Consider the following 23,254-nt stretch of genomic DNA (forward strand, 5'->3'; position numbering starts at 1 on the left):
CGACGCGTGTTGTCGCCAAAGCTACGCGTCCGGACAGGTGACCTTCACCGGAGACCCGGAAATCAGCCCTCAGGTGTCGACAAATCGGCAGACGAACCTAGTTCGCCGGGTCCGAGGGGCCGCCCAGGTCCTCGATCCAGCCCGTGACCGAGCCGAACCAGTCGCTGAGCTGGTCCCAGTAGCCCTTGCCCGTGCCGATCCAGTCCTGGAGCGGGCTCAGCTCCCAGATCAGCCAGCTCGCCACGAAGAGGATGAGCAGCGTGAACAGGCACCCCTTCAGGCAGCCCAGGCCGGGGATGCGCATCGGGTTGGCGCTGCGCTGCCGGGGCTGGCGCGGCTCCCGCACGGGGCGCTGCGGCTCCGGCGGGGGCGCGTACCGCTGCGGCGGCTGGGGCGCCTGCCTGCGCCGGCGCTCCGGCGGCGGGGCGTACTGCTGCGGCTGCGGCTGGGGCTGCTGCGGGTAGCCGTACCCGGGACCGGGCTGCGGCTGCTGCTGGGGCCGGTGCTGCGGAGGCTGCTGCGGCGGCCGGGACACCTGCCGCTGGGGGCGGCGGCGCAGCGGGTCCTGGCCGGGGTCGAGGTACTGGACCTGGGTCTGCTCGTTGCGGTCGCGGGCCGCGCGGAGCTGGTTCTGCCAGGGGTGCGGATCCTCGGGGCCGCCGGCGGGCTGCCCCGGCGGCACCGGGGGCATCACGGCCGTGGGGTCGGCCGCGCCGGACGGGCCGGTCTGCGGCAGGACGCTGGTCGCGGCGTTGGGGTCGTAGGCGCCGTTCGGGTTCTGCGGCAGCACCTGCGTGGGGTCGGAGGCGCCGGGGGCGGACGGCTCGCCGGGGACCTGCGCCGGGGCGGGGTCGGGGGCGAGGAGCGCGCCGACGTTCTCCGCTGCGGAGATCTGCGCCGAGTTCGCGTGCACGCCGATGCCCTCGGCGACGACCCGCAGGCCGCGCGCGAGGTTCTCGGCGCTGGGCCGCTCGTCGGGGTTCTTGCGCAGGCAGCGCTCGATGACCGTCCACAGCGGGTCGGGCACGGTGGACGGGCGGCGCGGCTCGGCGCTCAGGTGCTGGTGCAGCACCTCCAGGGCGGACGCGCCGGAGAACGGCGGACGGCCGGTGACCAGCTCGTACAGCAGGATGCCGGCGCCGTAGATGTCGACGGCGGAGGTCTGCGGGCGGCCCTCGGCGGACTCCGGCGCGATGTACGCGGGCGTGCCGACGAACTCGTGGGTGCGGGTCAGGCCCGGGGAGTCGGCGAGGCGCGCGATGCCGAAGTCGGTGAGCATCGGGTGCATCTCGCCGCCCTGCTGCTTGAGCAGGACGTTGGCGGGCTTGAGGTCGCGGTGGACCACGCCGTCGGCGTGGCTGGCCCCGAGCGCGTCGGCGATCTGCGCGGTCAGCAGGGCCGCGGCGACGGGGGTGAAGGGGCCGTTCTCGCGCAGGTGGCGGTGCAGGTCGGGGCCCTCGACGAGGTCCATGACCAGGGCCAGCAGCTCGCCCTCGACCACCAGGTCGCGGACCCGGACGATGTTGGGGTGGGTGAGCCGCAGCAGGACCGAGCGCTCGCGCAGGAAGCGCATCACGACGTCGGCGTCGCCCGCCAGCTCCTCCTTGAGGACCTTGATCGCCACGGTCTCGCCGGGCTGGCCCGGCACGGCCGCCTCGGCGCCCGCGGTCTCCCGCTGGCGCGCGCGCCAGACGGTGCCCGTGGCGCCGCGTCCGAGCGGCTCCTCGAGCAGGTACTTGCTCCCTACCGGCCGCACGTCATGCGCTCCCTGCTGCTTGCTGGCTGGCGTACACCGTGGTCCACCCTGCTGCGGAATGTTCCGACCCACTGTAGTGCCGCCGCACGGGATACCGGCCGGCCGACTTCTGCGTCGCCCTGTGCTGGGTCTTACGCACCGGTTCCCGTTCCTGTTCGACGGTTTCGACGGTTCCGTTGAATTCTCCGCGGATTCCGCGTGTGCGGAGTCTGCCGGAAAGACGCCCGACTCTGTCCGTTGGTTGCCGTGGGCCGGACGTGACCGATCTCAAGTCGGCGCGGAACGATCATCCGCGCGTCATTGGTCAGGCATTTTTACGGGCAGAGCCGACCAATCAAGATCATTTGATGCCCGGAGGCGGGCGCGTTGTCGGTGGCAGGTGCGAGGATGCGGGCAGTACTGGCCGTACGTGCGCGTGTGGCGGTGGGGGAAGTCCGCGGAGGGGGACCGCGGGGCGGCTTCGTCCCCCGTGTCGCGGGCGCTCGCGCAGAAGGGACAGCTGACGGCGATGCAGATCCGGCTGACCGTCGTAGACCCGCTGGGCCCCTCCTCCCCCGTCCGGGAGCGGGCCGTGAGCTGCGACGTGCTGGTCACGGCGCCCGCGGGCACGGCTCTCGCCGCGGTCGCCTCCGCGCTCGCCTCGGCGGTCTCCGGCGGCGACGGCTCCTCGGGCACGCCCGTGCTGTACGCCGGTGACCAGCGGCTCGACGCCCAGCGGTGCACGCTGGGCGAGCCCCCGCTGATCGACGGCGCGGTGCTGGCGGTGGGAGCACCGGGCGAGCCCGAGCCGCACCCCGAGCTGGACGCCTCCCCCACCCGGCTGCACGTGGTCGCCGGGCCCGACGCGGGCGGGGTCCACCTGCTGCACGGCGGGGAGATCCGCATAGGCCGCTCCGCCGACGCCGACGTGCCCCTCGACGACCCGGACGTCTCCCGGCTGCACTGCGCGGTGACGGTCGGCGCGGACGGCCGCGTCTCCGTCGCCGACCTCGGCTCCACCAACGGCACCACACTGGACGGCCGCCCCGTCGGCGCCCGCCCGGTGCGGCTCACCCCCGGCGCGCTGCTGCGGATCGGCGAGTCCGCCCTGCGGCTGACCCCGGCGGAGGGACCGTCCGCCCGCACGGCGACCACCCCGGACGGGGAGGGACACGTACGGGTGCCGGGGCCGCGTACGGCCCGGGACGCCGTGGGAGCGCCGGGTCCGCGAGACGACGGGGGCGCCCCCGAGGGGCCGCGCGCGCCGACGCACCACGCCTACGGCTCGGCGGACCGGGCCACGCCCGCCCACGCCGACGCTCCGGCGTCGGGCCCCCTTTCTCATGTACCGGAGCAGGGCGGCCCCCCGGCGGCCGAGCGGCGCGACGGCGGGAGCCAGGGGCAGCGCACCGTGCGGATCGCCGCCCGGGGGGACGTGCCCCGGATGCCCCAGGGGCGGCGGGTCTCCCGGCCCGTCCCGGACGACGAGACGCACGCGGGCCGGGGGCAGGCGCACGGCCTGTACGCCGACCCCGTGCACGGCCAGACGCGGGACGAGGCACCCACCGCGCACCCGGGACCGCACCCCGCAGGACCGCCGCCCGTCGGCCCCACCGGCCGGACCACCGGCGACGCCCGCGACGGGCGGTACGCCGACGCGACCGCCGCGCAGGCCGCCGACACCCCCGACGGCACCCGCAAGGGCACCCCGGTCCGGGGCACCGACGTCCCCGAGCCGCCGCGGGCGCGCAAGCGGGGCGGGATCGGCGCCTGGGCGCGGCGGCTCACCGGCGGGCGGACCGAGCGGGACGCCGACGCGGCCCTCCACGACGCCCCGCCCCAGGGAGCCGCGTACGCCCCGGCGCCTGCCGTCCCCGCGCAGCCCGAGACCTGGCCGGACCCGGCCACCCTGCTGCTCACCGCGCTCGGCCCCGGCCCCCGGCTGTGGGAGCGCGGGCCCGGCCACCCCGAGGCGCTCGCGGTGCGGCTCGGCACCGCCGACCGGCCCGCGCCGGACGGCTCCCGGCTGCTGCCCGTCGTCCCCGTGACCGTGGGGCTGCGCGAGGTCGGCGCGCTGGGGCTCGCCGGACCGCGCGAGCGGCTCTCCGGGCTGGCCCGCGCGGCGCTCGCCCAGCTCGCCGCGCTGCACTCCCCCGACACGCTGGAGATCGTCCTGATCGCCGCGGACCCGTCCCGTCCCTCGGACGAGCGCACCGCCGAGTGGTCCTGGCTGGGCTGGCTGCCGCATCTGCGGCCCGGGCACGGCCAGGACTGCCGGCTGCTCCTCGCCCACGACCGGGAGCAGGCCGCGGCCCGCGCCGACGAGCTGCTGCGCCGTCTCGCCGACCACGACCACGCGGGCTCCCCGGCCGACGCCGGGCCGTTCACGGTGGTCGTGGTGGACGGCGACCCCGGCGATGCCGACGTGCGGGACGCCCTGGCGCGGCTGGCGGTGGAGGGGCCGCGCGGCGGTGTCCATCTGCTGTGCCTCGCCGAGACGCCCGCCGCCTCGCCCGCGTCCCCGTTGACGGAGACGTACGAGGCGGCCTGCGCGGTGGCGCCCGCGTTCCGTGACTGCGGGGCGGTCGCGCTGCTCAGCGGGGACGTGGCGACCGCGCTCCGGCTGCTACGGGTGGCCAGGACCGGCGACGCCTCCCCGCCCGGCCCGATCGGACACGGCACCCTCGCCACCGTGGACGCGGTGTCCGCGGCCTGGGCCGAACGGTTCGCGCGGGCGCTCGCGCCGCTGCGGCCCGACGGCCCCGCGGCCGGACCGCACCCCCGCGTGTCGGCGCCGCTGCCCCCGTCGGCGCGGCTGCTCGACGAGCTGGGCCTGGCCCGCGCCACCCCGGCGTCGCTGATGGCCCGCTGGGCCGACGCGGCCGACGACACCGGCGCGCTCGGCGGCCGCGCCACCGCGGTCCTCGGGGCCGGCCCGCGCGGACCGGTCAGCGCCGACCTCGCCGCCGACGGGCCCCACCTCGTGGTCGAGGGCCCGTCCGGGAGCGGCCGTACGGAGCTGCTGCGCGCGGTCGTCGCCTCGCTGGCCGCGGCCGAGCGGCCCGACCGGCTGGGCATCGTCCTGGTCGACGGGCGCGGCGTCCCGGTCACCGGCTCCGGGGCCGGGGCCGGGGCCGGGGCCGGGGAGGGCCTGCGGGTGTGCACGGACGTGCCGCACGTCTCCACCCATCTGAGCGCCGACGACCCGGTGCGGATGCGGGAGTTCGCGCAGTCGCTGAGCGCCGAGCTGAAGCGGCGGGCCGAGCTGCTGGGGCGTTCGGACTTCGCCGAGTGGCACACGGGGCGGGAGCTGACGGACCGGATGGTCGCCCAGCGCACGGCGGCGAACGGCGACCTGGACAGCCCGCCCAGCGCGACCGTGCGGCTGCGGCCGGGCGCGGACCGGCGCAAGACGCAGGCCGCGCCGGCGCTGCCCCGGCTGGTGGTGGTCGTGGACGACCTCGACCAGCTGGTCTCCCCCGCGCTCGGCGCGCCCGGCCGGCCGGCCGCGGGGTCGGTGATGCGGGCGCTGGAGGCGGTGGCGCGGGACGGCGAGCGGCTCGGGGTGCATCTGGTCGCGGCGACCGCGCCGTGTCCCCGGACGGCGCAGACCGAGCCGGTGAAGCAGGCGTCGCTGCGGGTCGCGCTGGACGCGCCGGTCGTGGGGCGTGGGCCGGACGATCCCGCGCCGGGGCGGGGGCAGCTGGTCCGTGCGGACGGGCGGGGGACGGAGTTCCAGGGGGGCCGGGTGACGGGGCGGATTCCGCGGACCGCGACGTTGCGGCCGACGGTGGTGCCGTTGGAGTGGCACCGGATGGGGGATCCGCCGGCGCGGCGGCAGGTGCGGGAACTCGGCAACGGGCCTACGGACCTGGCCCTCCTCGCCAGCGCCCTCGACCGGGCGGCCCGCCAGGTCGCGTCCCCCCGGGTGCCGTCGCTTCTGTAAGCGGCTGCCCTCCGGGGGCGCGGGGAACGAACCACCCGCAGCCAAGCGGGGCGCGGAAGCGCCCCCCAGGGGCGCGGGGAACTGCGCGACCAGCCACCCACCACCCGCACCCGACGTCGACAGGGTTGCGGGGCACGGGGCTCGAGGCACCGAACCCTCGCTCACGGCGCTAGCCAGGCCCCGCCTGCGCCCACCCGTGCCGCCCCAAGCGGCACGACTGCCCGCAGCTAGGACATCCCTCAGGGGCGCGGGGAACTGCGCGACCAGCCACCGACCACCCGCAGCTGGGGCGGCAGCCAGCCCGCAGCGGCGGTGCGACGCTTCCAGCGGCCGCGGCGGAAACACCCCTCAGGGGCGCGGGGAACTGCGCGACCAGCCGCCGACCACCCGCCGGCGGCCGCGCATGTGACGCCTGGTCACGACGTGGTCACGATCGACGAGTTGACACAGGACGCGCTCTTGCCACCCCCACCTGCCGGGCGTAGACCAGACCGCACGGAACAGCGCTCGAACGTTCGGCCAAGTACGACGGAGTACGAGAACGGGGCAGTGATGCGCAGGACGAGCAGGAACTTCCGGATACGCGGGGCGGCCGGACGGCACGGGCCGGTTCTCCCCTCCCGACGGGCCGTCAGGGCCGCCGCGGCACTGGCCGCCGGTGTGCTGGCGGTCTCCCTCACCGCCTGCGGAGGCGACGACGACGGTGGCGGCGGGGGCGGTGACGACAAGGGCAAGGCGTCCGGGGACACCGGAACCACCGTCACCCTGCCGAAGCTGGAGGGCCAGACCCTGGAGGTCGCGGCCGTGTGGACCGGTGCGGAGCAGAAGAACTTCAAGCAGGTCCTCGCGGAGTTCGAGAAGCGCACCGGCGCCAAGGTGACCTTCGTCCCCGCCCAGGACCCGATCATCAACTTCCTCGGTTCGAAGATCGCGGGCGGCGCCCCGCCGGACGTGGCGATGCTGCCGCAGCCCGGCGCGATCAAGCAGGCCGTGGAGAGGAACTGGGCCAAGCCGCTCGGCCCGGAGGCCACGAAGGAACTGGCGAAGAACTACTCGCAGGGCTGGCAGGACATCGGCAAGGTCGACGGCAAGCAGTACGGCGTCTACTACAAGGCCGCGAACAAGTCGCTGATCTGGTACAACGCCCAGGTCTTCGAGAACGCGGGCGCGTCCGAGCCGAAGACCTGGGACGAGCTGCTGAACACCGCGCAGATGGTCTACGACTCCGGCGTCACCCCGTTCTCCGTCGGCGGCGCCGACGGCTGGACCCTCACCGACTGGTTCGAGAACATCTACCTCTCGCAGGCGGGCCCGGAGAAGTACGACCAGCTCGCGAAGCACGAGATCAAGTGGACGGACCCGTCCGTCAAGGAGGCGCTGACCACCCTCGCCGAGGTCTGGGGGAAGAAGGACTACCTCGCGGGCGGCCCCGACGGCGCGCTGCAGACGGAGTTCCCGGCGTCCGTGACGCAGACCTTCACCGGCGGCGACCAGCCCAAGGCCGGCATGGTCTACGAGGGCGACTTCGTGCAGGTGAACATCGGCGAGACCAAGGCGGAGGTGGGCACCGACGCGAAGGTGTTCCCGTTCCCCGCGGTCGGCGACACCCCGCCCGTGGTGTCCGGCGGCGACGCGGCGGTGATCCTGGAGGACTCCGAGGCGGCGCAGGCCCTGGTGACGTTCCTCGCCTCGCCGGACGCGGCGGGCATCCAGGCGAAGCTCGGCGGTTACCTCTCGCCGAACAAGAACGTGCCGGAGTCGGCGTACCCGAACGAGGTCCAGCAGAAGATGGCCAAGGCGCTCGTCGACGCCGGCGACGACTTCCGCTTCGACATGTCCGACCAGGCTCCGCAGGCCTTCGGCGGCACGCCCGGCAAGGGTGAGTGGAAGGCGCTCCAGGACTTCCTGAAGAACCCGTCGGACGTGGCCGGCACCCAGGCGAAGCTGGAGGCCGACGCGGCCGCGGCGTACGGGAACTGACCGGGGATGGCGGCGGACACGGCGGCGGGGTCCGCGAAGACGGCCCCCGTCGCTCCCAGGTCGCGCAAGAGCGTCACCGGAACCCGCAGGACCGTGGCGGCGCTTTTCCTGCTGCCCGCCCTGGTGCTGCTCGGGGCGCTCGTGGTCTACCCGATCGGGTACTCGGTCATCCGCAGCTTCTACGACCAGTCCGGCGACTCCTTCGCCGGATTCGACAACTATCAGGCGCTGTTCACCGACGACGGCATCCGCACCGCGCTGAAGAACAACATCCTCTGGGTGGTGTTCGCCCCGACGGTCGCGACCGCGCTCGGTCTGATCTTCGCGGTGCTCACCGAACGGGTGCGCTGGGGCACGGCGTTCAAGCTGGTCGTCTTCATGCCGATGGCCATCTCCATGCTGGCGGCGGGCATCATCTTCCGTCTCGTCTACGACCAGGACCCGGACAAGGGCGTGGCGAACGCCGTGTGGGTGGGCGTGCACGACACCTTCGCCCAGTCCTCGGCGTTCCCGAAGGCGCACCCGGGCCGCGAGTCGCCGCTGGAGCCGGCCGGCGGGGGCGCGTTCGTCACCAAGGACACGGTGAGCGCCGGGGACACGGTGACGCTGCCGCTGGTGGGCGTCCCCCCGGATGTGATGCCGGACGACGCGAAGCCGGCCGCGGCGCCGAAGCCGGAGGACGACCGGATCACCGGCAGCACCTGGCAGGACTTCACCCGCGGCAAGGGCGTCGGGGCGCTCAACCAGGTGGACTCCTCCGAGCTGGGCTACGCCGGGATGCGGATCGAGGCGGTGAAGGACGGCGAGGTGGTGGAGACGGCCACGGCCGCCGCCGACGGCACGTTCTCCCTCTCGTCGAAGGCCGACGGGGCGCGGCTGCGGCTGCCCGCGGGCAACTTCGAGGAGCCCTACAACGGCCTCGACTGGCTCGGCCCGTCGCTGGTCACCCCGGCCGTGATCGGCTCGTACATCTGGATGTGGGCGGGGTTCGCGATGGTGCTGATCGCGGCCGGGCTCGCGGGCATGCCCCGTGAGCTGCTGGAGGCCGCACGGGTGGACGGCGCGAACGAGTGGCAGGTGTTCCGGCGGGTCACGGTGCCGCTGCTCGCGCCGGTCCTCGCGGTGGTCACCGTCACCCTGATGATCAACGTCCTGAAGGTGTTCGACCTGGTCTTCATCATCGCGCCGGGCTCGTCGCAGGACGACGCCAACGTCCTCGCGCTGGAGCTGTACCGCAAGGGCTTCTCCGAGGACCAGCCGGGCGTCGCCAGCGCCATCGCGGTGTTCCTGCTGCTGCTGGTGATCCCGGTGATGTGGTTCAACGTACGGCGGCTGAGGCGGGAGGTGCGGCGATGAGCGCGGACGCCGGAGGCGTCACGAGGGCGGGCGTGCGGCCCGCCGAGCCCGTCCGGGCGGAGCGGTCGCTGGGGTCCCGGCTCGCCGGGTGGGTGAGCGGCGGGGCGGTCCGCGTCTTCCTGATCGTCGTCGGCCTGTTCTGGCTGGTGCCGACGATCGGGCTGCTGCTGGCCAGCCTGCGCTCGCCGGAGGACATGGCGGTGGACGGCTGGTGGACGGTGTTCACCGAGCCGTCCGAGCTGACCTTCGGCGCGTACCGGACCCTGCTGGAGAACGACGACATCACCGCCTCGCTGCTGAACACGGTGTACATCACCGTGCCCGCGACCGTGCTGGTGGTGGTGATCGGCGCGCTCGCCGGGTACGCCTTCGCGTGGATGGACTTCCCGGGCCGCGACTGGTGGTTCCTCGCCGTGGTGGGGCTGCTGGTGGTGCCGGTGCAGGTGGCGCTGATCCCGATCGCCGAACTCTTCGGCAAGCTGGGCCTCTTCGGCTCCCTGACCGGTGTGGTGGTGTTCCACGTCGGCTTCGGTCTGCCGTTCGCGGTGTTCCTGCTGCGGAACTTCTTCGCGGAGATCCCCAAGGAGCTGCTGGAGGCGGCCCGGCTGGACGGCGCGGGCGAACTGCGGCTGTTCGTGCGGGTGGTGATGCCGCTGGCCGGTCCGGCCGTCGCCGCGCTGGGCATCTTCCAGTTCCTGTGGGTGTGGAACGACATGCTGGTCGCGTTGATCTTCACCGACTCGGGGAGCCAGCCGATCACGGTCGCCCTGCAGACGCAGGTACGGCAGTTCGGGAACAACATCGACGTGCTGGCGCCGGGCGCGTTCATCTCGATGGTGGTACCGCTGGTGGTGTTCTTCGCGTTCCAGCGGCAGTTCGTGTCCGGTGTGATGGCGGGCGCCGTCAAATAGGCACATCACGAGTGTAGTTGGGGGGCGGACCGGCCGAGGTCCGCCCCTTCGTGCGACGTGATTCCCCCGGATGCCGCAGGGGTGCGTAACCAAGGCGGGCCAACGGGCGTTGCCGGGCAGAACGCCCGCGCCGACCGTTGGATGCCCCTTGCCCAGGTTCAGTGTCATTGTCCCCGCGTACCAGGTTCAGGCGTATCTGCGCGAGTGCCTGGAGTCGGTGCTGTCCCAGTCGTACCCGGACCTCGAACTGATCGCCGTGGACGACTGCTCGCCCGACGCCTGCGGCGCGGTGATCGACGAGTTCGCGGCCCGCGACCCGCGGGTGCGGCCGGTGCACCTGCCGGCCAACATCGGCCTGGGCCCGGCCCGCAACGCGGGCATGGCCCGCGCGACCGGCGACTACCTGGTGTTCCTCGACGGCGACGACACCCTCACCACGGACGCGCTGCTCTCCGTCGCCGACCGGCTGAAGGAGACCGGCGACCCGGACGTCCTGGTCTACGACTACGCCCGCGCCTACTGGACCGGCGAGACCGTGCGCAACCAGGTCGCCGCCCAGCTCGCCGAGCACGGCCCGGCGCCGTTCACCCTCGCCGACCGGCCCGGGCTGCTCAGCCTGCTCGCGGTGGCCTGGAACAAGGCGTACCGGCGGGAGTTCGTCGAGCGGGAGGGCTTCACCTTCCCGCCCGGCTACTACGAGGACACCCCGTGGACGTACCCGGTGCTGATGACGGCGGGGACGGTCGCCACGCTGGACCGGGTCTGCGTGCACTACCGGCAGCGGCGTACCGGCGGCATCCTGCACACCACCAGCGAGCGCCACTTCGAGGTCTTCGGCCAGTACGACCGGGTCTTCGCCCACCTCGACGCACACTCCGACCTGGAGCGCTGGCGGCCGGTGCTGTTCCGCCGGATGGTCGACCACCTGCTCACCGTGTACACCCGCCCGGACCGGCTGCCGCGCGGCTCGCGCGCCGCCTTCCTGCGCCGGGCCCGCGAGCAGTACCGGCGCCACCGCACGCCCGGCGCGCCCGTCCCCGCCCGCGCCCGGGTACGGCACGCGCTGGTGCGGTTCGGGCTGCATCGCACGTACCGCGTCCTGCGCCTCGCCGCCGCCCTGGGCCGCCGCGCGGGCCGGGTGCGCCGCCGCACGCTGCGCGGTCTGCGCCGCGCCCTGCTGCGCACCCACTACCGCGTCCAGCGGCTGCTCCCGCCGGACACCGGCCGTGTCCTGTTCACCGTCGAGGGCGACGGCGGCTACGGCGGCGACCCGGCCGCCCTGGAGTCCGCGGTCCGCGATCACGCCCCGCGCGTCCGCACCGCCTGGGCGACCCGCCGCGAGCTGCACCACACCCTGCCCACCGCCACGCGGCGCCTGGTGCCGGGCACCGCCTCCCATCTGACCGCGCTGGCCCGCAGCGCGTACGTGGTGACCGACCGCGCGCTCGTGCCCGGCCTGGTCAAACGCAAGGGGCAGATCCTGGTGCACACCCCGCCCGGCACCCCGCTGGCGTACGCGGGGCTCGACCTCCAGGACCGGCCGGCCGCGGCCCGGGACACGGACTTCGCGCGGCTGCTGGAGGGCGTCGACCAGTGGGACCACGTGGTCACCGGCGACCGGCACTCCACGCTGACCTACGAGCGGGTGCTGCCCGGCCGCTACCGGACGCTGGAGTACGGCAGGCCGCGCACGGACCGGTTCCACACGGCGACCCCGCAGGACGTGGCCGTGCTGCGGGACTCCCTGGGCGTCCCCGCGGGCGCGGTGGCGATCCTGTACGCGCCGGCGCCCCGCGACTACCGCCGCACCCCGGTGCGCACGCTCGACCTGGAGCGCGTGGTGCGCCGGCTCGGCCCCCGGTTCGTGATCCTCTCCCGCGCCGCGGGCCCCGACGGCGAGCCGTTCGAGGCCGCCTCCGACCGGGTGGTGGACGTGAGCGCCCACCCGGACGTGATGGCGCTGTGCCTGGCCTCGGACGCCCTGGTCACCGACTTCTCCCCGCTGATGTGCGACTACGCGGGCCTGGACCGGCCGATCGTGCTGCACGCCGAGGACCGGGAGGCGTACGCGGCGGCCCACGGCCTCTACGTGGACCCGTGGACCGTCCCGCCCGGCGCGGTCGCGGACAGCGAGGACGAGCTGATCGAGATCTTCGCCGGGAGCCGCTGGTGCGGACCGCGCGCCACCCGGCTGCGGGCGGCGTTCCGTGACCGCTTCTGCCCGCACGACGACGGCCGCGCCGCCGAGCGGGTGGTGCGCACGGTGCTGCTCGGGGAGTTCGCAGAGCCGCTGTCCGTCCCGCCGGCGCGACGGCGACCGGTGCCGGCGGCCGCCGTCGCGCCGGAGACGCCCGTGGTGTCGCTGCCGCCGCAGCCGGCCGTCTTCTGACCGTCACCCACCCCGTCCGCCCGTCGTTGCCCCCATCGGGAGTACGCATGTCCCCCGGCTCGTCACGGCCCGCCCCGGCCCGGCCGCCCGCGCGGCGTCCGACGGGGCGGCCCGGGCGGCGGCCCGCCCGCTGACCGGCCGCCGTCACGCCCTCGTCAACGGAAAGAGCAGAATGCCCCGCTTCAGCATCATCGTCCCGTCCCATGGGGTCGCAGGTCGGCTGGGCCAGGCGCTGGACTCGGTCCTCGCCCAGTCGTTCGGCGACTTCGAGCTGATCCCGGTCTGCGACGCCGCCGGGTCACCGGCGGCCGGTGTCGCCGCCGGGCACGCCGAGCGGGACTCCCGGGTGGCGCCCGTCCACGCGCCGCCGTCCGAGGGGCTGGCGGGTGCGCGCAACGCGGGCGTGCGGGCGGCGACCGGGACGTACCTGCTGTTCCTCGACGGGGACGACGTGCTGGTGCCGGGCGCGCTGGCGGCGCTGGACGCACGGCTGGCGGAGACCGGCCCGGTGGACGTGCTGCCCTGCGAGCACGAGCGCGTCCCGTGGTGGGAGGGCGAGCCCACGCGCCCCGTCGCGCCGCTGCTGGAGCACGCCCCGGGTGGCGCCTTCGCCCCCGCCCGCGCCCCGCGGCTCACCGGGGTGGGCCTGCCCGCGTGGAGCGCGGCCTGGCGGCGCGCCTTCGTCGCCGAGCACGAACTGGACTTCCCGCCCGGGTGGTTCACCGACGTCGGCTGGTGCGGGCGGGCGCTGCTGCGGGCGGAGCGGGTGGCGGTGTCGCGCCGGGTGCTGGTGCGGCACCGGGCGCGCCGCCAGGGCGACCGGCTGCGGCTGCCCGGGGCGCACCACCACGATCTGCTGGACCAGACGGAGCGGGTGCTGGACGAGGCCGCCGGGCTGGGACTGCCGGCCGAGCGGTCGGGGCCGCTGTTCGAGCAGCTCTTCGCGGCCGTGCTGAAGACCGCCGCGCACCCCCGCCGGCTGCCGTACGGGCGGCGGGAGTTCTTCCGGCGGGCGAGCGCCCTGTACCGCGGGCACCGGCCCGCCGGGTTCCGGCCGCCGGGCGGCAGCCTGGGCGTGCAGCACCGGCTGCTGGCGGCCGGGTCGTACGAGGCGTTCGCCGCGCTGCGGGACACCCGGCGCGCGGCCGGGCGGGCGGCGGCCGCGCTGCCCCGCCCGCGCGGTCTGCGCACCCGGCTGCACTACGGCCTTCAGCTGCGCCGCCCGCTCGACCCGGACCTCGCGGTGTACTGCGCGTACTGGGGCCGTGGCTACGCCTGCAACCCGGCCGCGATCCACGCCAAGGCCCGCGAACTCGCCCCGCGCATCCGGGGCGTGTTCCTGGTGGAGGCCGACCAGGCGCACACCGTCCCCGACGGCGTGGAGTACGCGGTGCTCGGCAGTCACCGTGCCTGGGAGCTGCTGGCCCGCGCCACGTACCTGGTGAACAACGCCAACTTCGCGGAGGGCGTCGTCAAACGCCCCGGCAGCGTGCACCTCCAGACCCAGCACGGCACCCCGCTGAAGACCATGGGCGTGGACCAGTCGACGTATCCCGTGGTGGCGGCCGCCACGGGCAGCTTCACCAAGCTGCTGGGGCGGGTGGACCGCTGGGACTTCAACCTCTCCTCCAACCCGCACTCCACCCGTGTCTGGGAGCGCGCCTTCCCCGGCTCGTACGAGCATCTGGAGTACGGCTATCCGCGCAACGACGTGTACGTGACGGCCGGCGCCGACGACGTGGCCCGGGTCCGCGCCGAGCTGGGTGTCCCGGAGGGCGCGCGGGCCGTGCTGTACGCGCCGACGCACCGCGACCACCACACGGGGTTCGAGCCGGGGCTCGACCTGGAGGCGTTCTGCGAGGCGGCCGGCGAGGACGTGGTGGTGCTGCTGCGCGCGCACTACTTCTACGACCGGGGCGGGCGCGGAAGCGGCGGGCGGGTCATCGACGTCACGGCGCACCGCTCCTCGGAGGACGTGTGCCTCGCCGCGGACGCCCTGGTCACGGACTATTCGTCGATCATGTTCGACTACGCCAACCTGGACCGCCCGATCGTGGTGTACGCCGACGACTGGGAGGTGTACCGGGAGACGCGGGGCGTCTGCTTCGACCTGATGGCCGCCCCGCCGGGCCGGGTCGCCCGCACGCCCGAGGAACTGGCCCGGGTGTTCCGCGACGGCTCGTACGCGGATGCGGAGGCGGCGGCGCTGCGGGCCGCCTTCCGGGAGCGGTTCTGCCCGTTCGACGACGGCCGGGCCGCGGAGCGGGTGGTGCGCCGGGTGCTGCTCGGCGAGCCGCCCGAGGCCCTGCCGCCCTTGGTCCCGCTCGCGGAACGCGTTCCCGCCCCCGCGGCCGCCGCCCTGGTGAGGAGCTGACGTGCCCCGCTTCAGCGTCATCGTCCCCGTCCACCACGTGCAGGGCTATCTGCACGCCTGTCTCGACTCGGTGCTCGGGCAGTCCTACCGCGACCTCGAGCTGATCGCCGTCGACGACCGCTCCCCCGACGGCTGCGGGGCGATCCTCGACGACTACGCGGCCCGCGACGACCGGGTGCGGGTGCTGCACCTGGAGGAGAACGTGGGCCTCGGCCGGGCCCGCAACGCCGGGATGCCGCACGCGACCGGCGACCACCTGCTCTTCCTGGACAGCGACGACACCCTCACGCCGGGCGCGCTGCGCGCCCTCGCGGACCGCCTCGACGAGACCGGCGACCCGGACGTGCTGGTCTTCGACTACGCCCGCACCTACTGGTGGGGCGGCACCCGGCGCAACGTCCTCGCGCATGTGCTGGCCGACGCCTCCGCGAGCACCTTCACGGCGGCCGAACGGCCGGAGATCCTCGACCTGCTGATGGTGGTGTGGAACAAGGTCTACCGACGTGACTTCGTCGAGCGGGAGGGCTTCACCTTCCCGCCCGGCTACTACGAGGACACACCCTGGACGTTCCCGGTGCTGCTCAGCGCGGAGCGCATCGCCACCCTGGACCGGATCTGCCTGTACTACCGGCAGCGCCGCCAGGGGAACATCCTGTCCACGACCAGCCGCAAGCATTTCGACGTGCACGAGCAGTACGCACGGGTGTTCCGGTTCGTGGACGCCCGTCCGGCGCTGGCGCACTGGCGGCCGTTCCTGCACGCCAAGATGGGCGAGCACTGTCTCGACATCCTGTCCAAGCCGGACCGGCTGCCGCCGTCGGACCGGGCGGAGTTCTTCCGCCGCACCGCCGAGATGTTCCACGCGCACCGCCCGCCGGACGGGCGGGTCCCCGCCGAACTGCGCGTCCTGGAGGGCTCCTACGCCGGGTACGTGTTGCGCCGCCGGGCCACGCGGACCGGCCGGGAGCTGCAGCGGCGGGCCCGGCAGGCGCGGACGGCGACGGCGGCGCGGGCGGTGCGCGCCCGGTCGCTGCTGCGCCGCCCGCTGGATCCGCACCTCGCCGTGTACTCGGCGTTCTCGCACCGCGGGATGGTCGGCGACCCGGCGGCCGTCTACCGCGCGGCCCGCGAACTCGCCCCGCACATCCGGGGCGTGTGGGTGGTCGCCGACGAGGAGCGGGCCACGTCCCTGCCGCCGGGCACCCCGTTCGTGCTGCCGGACACGCCGGAGTACCGCCGGGTGACCGAGCGGGCCACCTACTTCGTCAACAACGTCAACTGGGCGGGCACGCTCGTGAAACGGCCGGGCAGTGTGCACGTCCACACCCACCACGGCACCCCGCTGAAGTACGCGGGCGCCGATCTGCTGGACAAGCCCGGCGCGCGGCTTCACTTCGACGTGCCGCAGATGCTGCGCCGGGCCGACCGCTGGGACCACAGCCTGGTCGCCAACCTCCATTCCGAGCTGGTGTGGGAGCGGGCCTTCCCCTGTCACTTCACCTCGCTGCGGTCGGGCTCCCCGCGCAACGACGTGCTGGTGCGCGGCGACGAGGAGCGTGCCCGCGCGACCCGGGGGCGGCTCGGGATCCCGGAGGGTGACACGGTGGTGCTGTACGCGCCGACCCGCCGGGACTACCGCAGGGACGGTCTGGCGGAGCGGATCGACCTGGCCCGGTTCGCCGCCGACCTGGGCGAGGGCCGCACCCTGGTGGTCCGGCTGCACCCCACGCTCGCCGAAGGACCGGCCCGCGGACTCGGCCTGTCGGAGCTGCACCGTCGGGGCGTGCTGGTGGACGCCACCGACGAGCCGGAGGTGCAGGACGTGCTGCTCGCGGCGGACGTCCTGGTCACCGACTACTCGTCCGTGATGTTCGACTACGCCCTGCTGGACCGGCCGGTCGTGGTGCACGCCGACGACTGGGACGCCTTCCGCGCGAGCCGGGGCGCGTACCTGGACGTCACGGCCATGCCACCGGGCCATGTGACGCGTTCCTACCCGGAGCTGGCGTGGCTGTTCGCGTCGGGCACCTGGGCGGACGAGGAGTCGGCGCGGCTGCGGGCGGCGTTCCGGGAGCGGTTCTGCGCGTACGACGACGGCCGGGCCGCCGAGCGGGTGGTGCGCGCCGTGATGCTGGGCGAGCCGCTGCCGGAGTCCTCGGGGGATCCCGGCCTGCTGCCCGCGCAGACCGCCGTCCGCGACCTGCTGGCCCCGTCATGAGGCCGCGCACCTGGGTGCTGCTGCTGGCCGCCCTGTTCGCGCTGATGCAGCTGGCCACCGTGGAGGGCCGCGACACCCCCGACAGCAAGAACTACGTGTCGTACGCGCTGAGTCTGACCGGCGCGGACAAGCGGGAGGCGGCGGCCGCCACCATCGACCACTACTGCGCGGGGAAGGCGGCGATGGCGCACCGCGCGCAGCTCGTGGACGTGGTGCGCTTCCACGCCCCTGACCCCGCGCCCCGGGTGCTCGAGGAGTGCCGGGAGCAGGAGTGGCGGCAGGTGGAGGCGCGCCTCGCGGCCGGGGACACCGCCGGGCACACGGTGCCGTTCATGCCGGAGCGGTTCATGCGGATCTTCGAGGTGCGGCCCGGCTACCCGCTGGTCCTGGCGCCTTTCGTCGCGCTGCTCGGGGTGACGTGGGGGGTGTGGACGGCGGGCGTGCTGATCACCTGTGCGGGCGGGGTGCTGGTGTACCTGGTGCTGCGCACGCTGGCGGCCCCGGTGCCGCTCGCGCTCACCGGGATGGCGCTGTACCTGGTCCTGCCGTGCGGGACGACGGCGATGCGCCCGATGACCGAGGGCCTGATGCTGGCGCTCACCCTGGCCGCGCTGTGGGGCTGCGCCCTGGTGCTGGGCGGGACGAGACCCCGGGCGGGGCTCGCGCTGGTCGCCGGCGCGTTGTTCGCGCTGTTCACGGTGAAGCACTCGCAGGCGCTGTTCCTCGGGGCGTGTCTGGCGGCGGCGGGCGTGGCGGTCGCGGTACGGCGACGGTGGCGGGGGATCCCGGCGGGGCGCGGTCCCGTCGCGCTCTGCGTGGTGGGGTGCGCGGGGGCGCTGGGCACGGTGCTCGTGTCCCGGCTGCTGGACTACCCGTCGGTGTCGGACAGCGTGCAGGACCTGCTCACCGACCACTTCGCCCGGCCGGACCGGGAGCGGCCGTGGGCGGAGTTCTTCCAGCTTCAGGGGAACTTCTGGATGGAGTGGGCGCGGCGGCAGCTGTGGGAGCCGTTCTTCGTGGCGGCGCTGGCGGCGGGCGTGCTGGGGGCGCGGCGGCGGCCGGCGTTCGGGGTCTTCCTGGCCGCGGCGGCCTGCACGGGGATCCTCAACCAGGCGGGGCACCCGGACATCAACATCTGGGGCGACCGGCTGATCACGCTGGCCTGGCTGCTGCCGGTGCTGGGGGTGCCGCTGCTGCTGGAGCCGGTGCTGCGGCGGGCCGTGGTGCCCGCGCAGGGGGCGCCGGCGGAGCCGGTGGGCTGACCGGGTGTCACCCGAAGCGGTGACGGCTGGTCAGAACCGGGCCGTCCACGGGAACGTTGGGCAAGTGCCCCGAATGCCCCTTTCTCTTCGTATCCGATGAGCGTCGGCGTCCTCGTCAGGCGCCGCACGGTGGACGGCGCCACGGCGCTGCGCGGCGGCGGGTCCTGGCGCCCGTCGCCGTACCAGTGCGCCGGCTTCCTGTTCTTCCTGATGATGACCCTGGCGTTCTGGCGGGTGCCGCTGTGCTGCGACGCCGGCCAGCACGCGGCGGTCGTGGAGCGCCTCAAGGCCGATCTGCTGCACCCCCGGCACCCGATGGCGGACCTGCCGGGCGCGGGCAGCCCGTACTACTCGCCGTACGCCGTGGCGCAGGGCGCGTTCGCCCGGCTGACCGGGCTGGGCGGCTGGGAGGTGCTGCGGCTGACCGGGCCGCTGAACCTGCTGGTCCTGCTCACCGGTCTGGGCCGCTTCGTGCGGGTGCTGACCCCGCGCCCCTGGGCGCCGGTGCTGGCGCTCGCCGCGACGGCCCTGCTGTGGGGTGTGGAGCGCGCCTGGTGGAGCGGCTACCTCAACCTGATGTCGATGACGGGCAACCTGCCCTACCCGTCGGCGTTCGCGATCGGGCTGGCCCTCTGGGCGTGGGCGCTGACCGGCGCGCGGGCCCGGGACACCGGGGGCGTGCGCTATCTGGGGCCGGGCGGTCTGCGTCCGCTGTCCGGGTACGCGGGCCTGGGTCTGCTGTACGGGCTGATCCTGCTGGTGCACCCGATCACCGCGGTCGCGGCGGTGCTGGGGGCGCTGGCCCTGGTCGCCGGGTGGCAGCGGCGGTGGTCGGCGGCGCTGGCCGGGCGCTGGGCGCTGACCGGTGCGGTGGCTCTGACGACGGCGGCCTGCTGGCCGTACTTCGACGTGTTCGCGCTGGCCGGGGACTCCAGCGTGGACGCGATGCACCGGCGGCTGTACCTGGATCCGGCCGGGCAGTTCGGGCTGGCGCTGCTGGGCCTTCCGGCCCTGTGGCTGCGGGCCCGGCGCTCGCGGCGGGACCCGCTGGTGCTGATGTTCGCCCTGGACTGCGCCGTCGTCGCGTACGGCTGGGTGAGCGGCCACTACACCTACGGGCGTGCCCTCGGACTGACGCTGCTGCCGTTGCAGCTCGCACTGGCCGTGGAACTGTCGGCGCCCCGCCCGTGGCCGGTGTGGCGGCGGCTGCTGGGCGGGGCCGCGGCGGCGGGTGCCGTCGCCGGGCTCCTGACCGTGCACGCGGGAGCGCTGGTGCCCCCGGCGGCGGACCCGGTCGGCTTCCGGCAGCCCCCGGACTGGCCGTCGTACGACTGGGCCGCCCGGCACATCGCCCCCGGGGAGGTGGTGATCACCGACGGCTACTACTCCGTCCACGCGATCGCCGGGTACGGGCCCGACCTCGCCGCACCCGCCTGGCCGGACGCCTCCCTGGACGAACGTGAGCGGCTACGGCGGGTGGCCGATGTGCGCGCGTACCTGGATCCCGCCTCGACCCGCGCCCTGCGGGACACGGTGGTCCGCCGCTACGGGGTGCGCTGGCTGCTCCTCACCCCGTACCAGCGGGTGCCCGAGGAGGCCGTGGTGGTGGCCTGGAGCCGGCGCACCGGCGAGGTGCTGGCGCGGGTCGGCGACGAGCGGCGGGACTACTCGACGACGAGCTCGACCGGGATGTTGCCGCGGGTGGCGTTGGAGTAGGGGCAGACCTGGTGGGCCTGCTCGACCAGCTTGCGGCCGGTCTCCTCGTCGAGGCTGTCGGGCAGCTCGATGCGGAGCGTCACGGCGAGCGCGAAGCCCTCGCCCTGCTTGCCGATGCCGACCTCGGCGGTCACGGCGGCCTCGCTGACGTCCACCTTCGCGGCGCGGCCGACGACGCCGAGGGCGCTGCCGAAGCAGGCCGCGTAGCCGGCGGCGAAGAGCTGCTCGGGGTTGGTGCCCTTGCCGTCGCCGCCCAGCTCCTTGGGGGCGCTCAGGCCGAGGTCCAGCTTGCCGTCGGAGGTGACGGCGCGGCCTTCGCGACCGTGGGTGGCGGTGGCGACTGCGGTGTAGAGCGCGTCCATGGGGACACCTTTTCCTTTCGGCGGGTGACCGGCCGGCTCCTGGGGACCCGGCCTCCGTGGGCTCAAGTAGAGCACACAACTTAATTGGGCACAACCAAATGGCTCGCGCAGCGCTACCCTGGACGCATGACAGCGACACCCGGCCCCCTCCCGGCGACGGACGCGCCGGCCGTGACGGACGACTGGCTCCGTCTCGACCAGCAGATCTGCTTCAGCCTCAACTCCGCCGTACGCGCCTTCAACGGCGTCTACCGGGTGGTGCTGAAGGATCTCGGCCTCACCTACCCGCAGTACCTGGTCATGCTGGTCCTGTGGGAGGACGGCACGGTGCCGGTGAAGCGGCTGGGCGAGCGCCTGCGGCTGGACTCCGGCACGCTGTCCCCGCTGCTCAAGCGGCTGGAGGCGGCCGGTCTTGTGCACCGGGAGCGCAGCGCGCGCGACGAGCGGTCCGTGGAGGTGCGGCTCACCGAGGAGGGTGCCGCGCTGCGCGAGCGAGCCGTGCGGGTGCCGCGCCGGATCTCCGCCGCCACCGGGCTGCGGGTCGAGGAGATGCGCGCGCTGAGCGCCACCCTCGCCGACCTCACCGCCGCCCTGGACAAGGCGGCCGCCGAAGGGTCCTGACGCCCGTCGGGACCGTCCCGGGGTGCGGGACGGCACGCTCCGGGCGAGCGTGGAGTGAACCTCCGCAGCGCGCCCCGAGGATGCCATGCACCCCGCTCCCTCCCCGGCCGACGCCGGCGCCGTCTCGGTCGTCGTCATAGGCCACGACGACGCCGCCCATGTGGCCGACGCGGTCCGCTCCGCGCTCGGGCAGGGGCCCGCCGTGCGGGAGGTCGTCGCCGTGGACGACCGCTCCACGGACGGCAGCGCGGAACTGCTGGAGCGGCTGGCCGCCGCCGAGCCCCGGCTGCGGGTCGTCCGGCTGCCGGTCAACAGCGGCGGCTGCGGCACCCCGCGCAACACCGGGCTGGACGCGACGGCCGCCCCGTACGTGATGTTCCTGGACAGCGACGACGTGCTGCCGCCCGGTGCCGTGGACGTGCTGCTCGCCGCCGCGCGGACTGCGGACGCGCAGGTCACGGGGGGTCTCTGTGTGCGCCGTGAGCTGCCCTCGGGCCGCGAGGTGCCGTGGGAGCCCGCCCTGTACGCCTCCCCCGCCGTCGTCGCCCGCCCGGCGGACCGCCCGCGCCTGGTCCGCGACACCCTCAGCGTCAACAAGCTGTACGCGACGGACTTCCTGCGCGCCCACGGCATCCGGTTCCCCGAGGGCCGCTTCCCCTACGAGGACATGGTCTTCACCGCGCGGGTGTGGGCCGCCGCACCGCGCGTCGCCCTGGTCCCCGACCGGGTGTACGTCTGGCACGTGCGCCGCGCCGCGCCCCGGCTGTCGATCTCACTGGACCGTGCGGGCGTCGACAACTGGCGCGCCCGCACGCACGCCTGCCGCACCGCGCACGCGATCCTGCTGGACGCCGGGGAGAAGGGGCTGGCGCGTGCCGTCCGGGCCAAGTTCCTCGACCACGACCTGCGCATGTACGTCCGCGAGCTGCCGCTGCGCGACGAGGCCTACCGCCGCGCGTGGTGGGCGCACACCCGTGAGCACCTCGCCGAGTACGACGCCGCCGACCGCTCCGGGGACCCCGCCGCCCCCGGCATGCTGCTCGCGCGGGTGCTGCTGGCCTCGCCCCAGGCGCGCGACCTGCCCCGGCTGCGTGAGCTGGCCGCCCGCCCGGCCCGGCTGTGCCCGCCCTACGCCCGGACGCCCGACGGCACGCCCTGCTGGTCGGCGGAGCTGCCCGAGGTCACCCTGGAGACCCTGCCGGAGCGCCCGGTCCCCCTGCTGCCGCTCGCCGTGGACGCCGAGTTGCGCACCCGCACCCGCCTGCTGCGGCTGCGCCTGCACGAGCTGTACGGCACGGTCGGGCGGGCCGGCCCGGTCGACGCGGAGGTGGAGTGGCGCCACCGGGACCGCGCGGGCCTGGCGCTGCGCCGCACGGTGCCGCTACGGCCGGCCGCCGACGGCGCGTGGACCGCCGCGGCGTCCGTCCCGCTTGAACGGCTGGCGTCCCTCGGCACGGGCGCCTGGGACCTGCGGCTGAGCCTGCGCTTCCGCGACGGCGCGACCCGCACGGTCTCGGCCCACGCCCTCACCGGCCCCGGGCTGCTGCGCCCCCGGGCGGTCCCGAGCCCTCGCCACGGCCTGATCCTGGTCCGCCCTTACGCGACCCACGGAGGCGCGCTGGCCCTGCGGGTGGCGGCGGGGGCGAAGGGCGCGGGCCGGATACTGACGGGCCGCCTGCGACGCCGGCTGCCCTGACCAGCCTCACGTCTCCGCGGCTACCCCCCTGGGGGCACGACCGGAGCGCAGCGCCCCGACCGGACACCGGCCCGACGCCCGCGACGACGGCCGACCTGGCGCCAACCCCCATCACCGCGGCTGCTCCCACCCCCGCCCGACCACCCGCACGCCACCCACGGCAGCACACCCGCCCCACAGGTCGGAGCAGGCCCGCGGGCCGGGTGCCGACCAGCGCCGGGACCGATCACTGCTCCACCCCAGCCCGACCACCCGCAAGGCACCCACGACAGCCCGCACGCCACCCACGGGGGGCACACCCGCCCCACAGGTCGGAGCGGGCCCGCAGGCCGGGCGCCGACCGACGCCGGGACCGATCACTGCTCCACCCCCGCCCACAACCACCCGCACGCCACCCACGGCAGCACACCCGCCCCACAGGTCGGAGCGGGCCCGCAGGCTGAGTGCCGACCGGCGCCGGGGCCGATCGGTGTTTCACCCCTGGCACGGACCCGCCCGTCTCCACCAGCGCCCGCGCCGCCGTCCCGAGCCGCCGCGGCCTGATCCTCGTCCACTCCTCTCCCCACCGAGGCACACCGGCCCTGCCGGTCGCGGCGTGCGCGCAGGGCGCAGGCGGAGTACCGACCGGACGGCCGCACCGACGGCGGCCCGACCCCTCCGGGGACGCACCGGCCCCGATGGGCGCGGC

General features: G+C 75.1%; 13 protein-coding genes. 11 read left to right on the forward strand and 2 right to left on the reverse strand.

The window, feature by feature from the left end:
* Positions 1–97 precede the first annotated feature (97 nt).
* On the reverse strand, positions 98–1,756 hold the full coding sequence (locus MTR79_RS29485) for a serine/threonine-protein kinase (RefSeq protein ID WP_244792408.1): 1,659 nt from the start codon (positions 1,754–1,756) through the stop codon (positions 98–100).
* Between the two features lie 508 nt (positions 1,757–2,264).
* Between MTR79_RS29485 and MTR79_RS29490 the strand changes: the two genes are divergently transcribed.
* The 9 genes from MTR79_RS29490 to MTR79_RS29530 all read left to right on the forward strand — a co-directional run bounded on the left by MTR79_RS29490 (position 2,265) and on the right by MTR79_RS29530 (position 19,887).
* Positions 2,265–5,681: an FHA domain-containing protein gene (locus MTR79_RS29490; protein WP_244793324.1), complete on the forward strand. Its 3,417-nt coding sequence runs from the start codon at positions 2,265–2,267 to the stop codon at positions 5,679–5,681.
* Between the two features lie 552 nt (positions 5,682–6,233).
* Positions 6,234–7,661, forward strand: a complete 1,428-nt coding sequence (locus MTR79_RS29495; protein ID WP_244792410.1) for an extracellular solute-binding protein — start codon at positions 6,234–6,236, stop codon at positions 7,659–7,661.
* A 6-nt stretch (positions 7,662–7,667) separates the two neighbouring features.
* Positions 7,668–9,017 (forward strand): sugar ABC transporter permease, encoded by a 1,350-nt coding sequence (locus tag MTR79_RS29500; protein WP_244792413.1) that lies wholly within the window; start codon positions 7,668–7,670, stop codon positions 9,015–9,017.
* A complete protein-coding gene (locus MTR79_RS29505; protein WP_189365186.1) occupies positions 9,014–9,928 on the forward strand; it encodes a carbohydrate ABC transporter permease in 915 nt (304 codons plus the stop codon). Before MTR79_RS29500 ends, MTR79_RS29505 begins: the two co-directional genes overlap by 4 nt.
* 148 nt (positions 9,929–10,076) lie before the next feature.
* On the forward strand, positions 10,077–12,317 hold the full coding sequence (locus tag MTR79_RS29510) for a CDP-glycerol glycerophosphotransferase family protein (protein ID WP_244792415.1): 2,241 nt from the start codon (positions 10,077–10,079) through the stop codon (positions 12,315–12,317).
* A gap of 172 nt (positions 12,318–12,489) precedes the next feature.
* Positions 12,490–14,691, forward strand: coding sequence for a bifunctional glycosyltransferase/CDP-glycerol:glycerophosphate glycerophosphotransferase (locus tag MTR79_RS29515; RefSeq protein ID WP_189365184.1), 2,202 nt, complete (start codon positions 12,490–12,492; stop codon positions 14,689–14,691).
* A gap of 1 nt (position 14,692) precedes the next feature.
* Positions 14,693–16,909, forward strand: a complete 2,217-nt coding sequence (locus MTR79_RS29520; protein ID WP_244792417.1) for a bifunctional glycosyltransferase/CDP-glycerol:glycerophosphate glycerophosphotransferase — start codon at positions 14,693–14,695, stop codon at positions 16,907–16,909.
* Complete coding sequence (locus tag MTR79_RS29525; RefSeq protein WP_244792419.1) at positions 16,906–18,171, forward strand: hypothetical protein; 1,266 nt, start codon at positions 16,906–16,908, stop codon at positions 18,169–18,171. Before MTR79_RS29520 ends, MTR79_RS29525 begins: the two co-directional genes overlap by 4 nt.
* A gap of 96 nt (positions 18,172–18,267) precedes the next feature.
* On the forward strand, positions 18,268–19,887 hold the full coding sequence (locus tag MTR79_RS29530) for a hypothetical protein (protein ID WP_244792421.1): 1,620 nt from the start codon (positions 18,268–18,270) through the stop codon (positions 19,885–19,887).
* Here the strand turns inward: MTR79_RS29530 and MTR79_RS29535 are convergent.
* Positions 19,836–20,249 carry an organic hydroperoxide resistance protein gene (locus MTR79_RS29535; protein ID WP_199206298.1) on the reverse strand — a complete coding sequence of 138 codons (414 nt, stop codon included), beginning with the start codon at positions 20,247–20,249 and terminating at the stop codon, positions 19,836–19,838. The two genes, MTR79_RS29530 and MTR79_RS29535, sit on opposite strands and share 52 nt — an antisense overlap.
* A 126-nt stretch (positions 20,250–20,375) precedes the next feature.
* Between MTR79_RS29535 and MTR79_RS29540 the strand changes: the two genes are divergently transcribed.
* Together MTR79_RS29540 and MTR79_RS29545 are read left to right on the forward strand one after the other, a co-directional pair.
* Positions 20,376–20,870 (forward strand): MarR family transcriptional regulator, encoded by a 495-nt coding sequence (locus MTR79_RS29540; protein WP_048460640.1) that lies wholly within the window; start codon positions 20,376–20,378, stop codon positions 20,868–20,870.
* An 85-nt stretch (positions 20,871–20,955) separates the two neighbouring features.
* On the forward strand, positions 20,956–22,566 hold the full coding sequence (locus tag MTR79_RS29545) for a glycosyltransferase family 2 protein (protein WP_244792423.1): 1,611 nt from the start codon (positions 20,956–20,958) through the stop codon (positions 22,564–22,566).
* The last annotated feature ends 688 nt before the right edge of the window (positions 22,567–23,254 follow it).

It is taken from the genome of Streptomyces sp. BJ20 (assembly GCF_022869105.1).
Lineage (GTDB): Bacteria > Actinomycetota > Actinomycetes > Streptomycetales > Streptomycetaceae > Streptomyces > Streptomyces griseoincarnatus.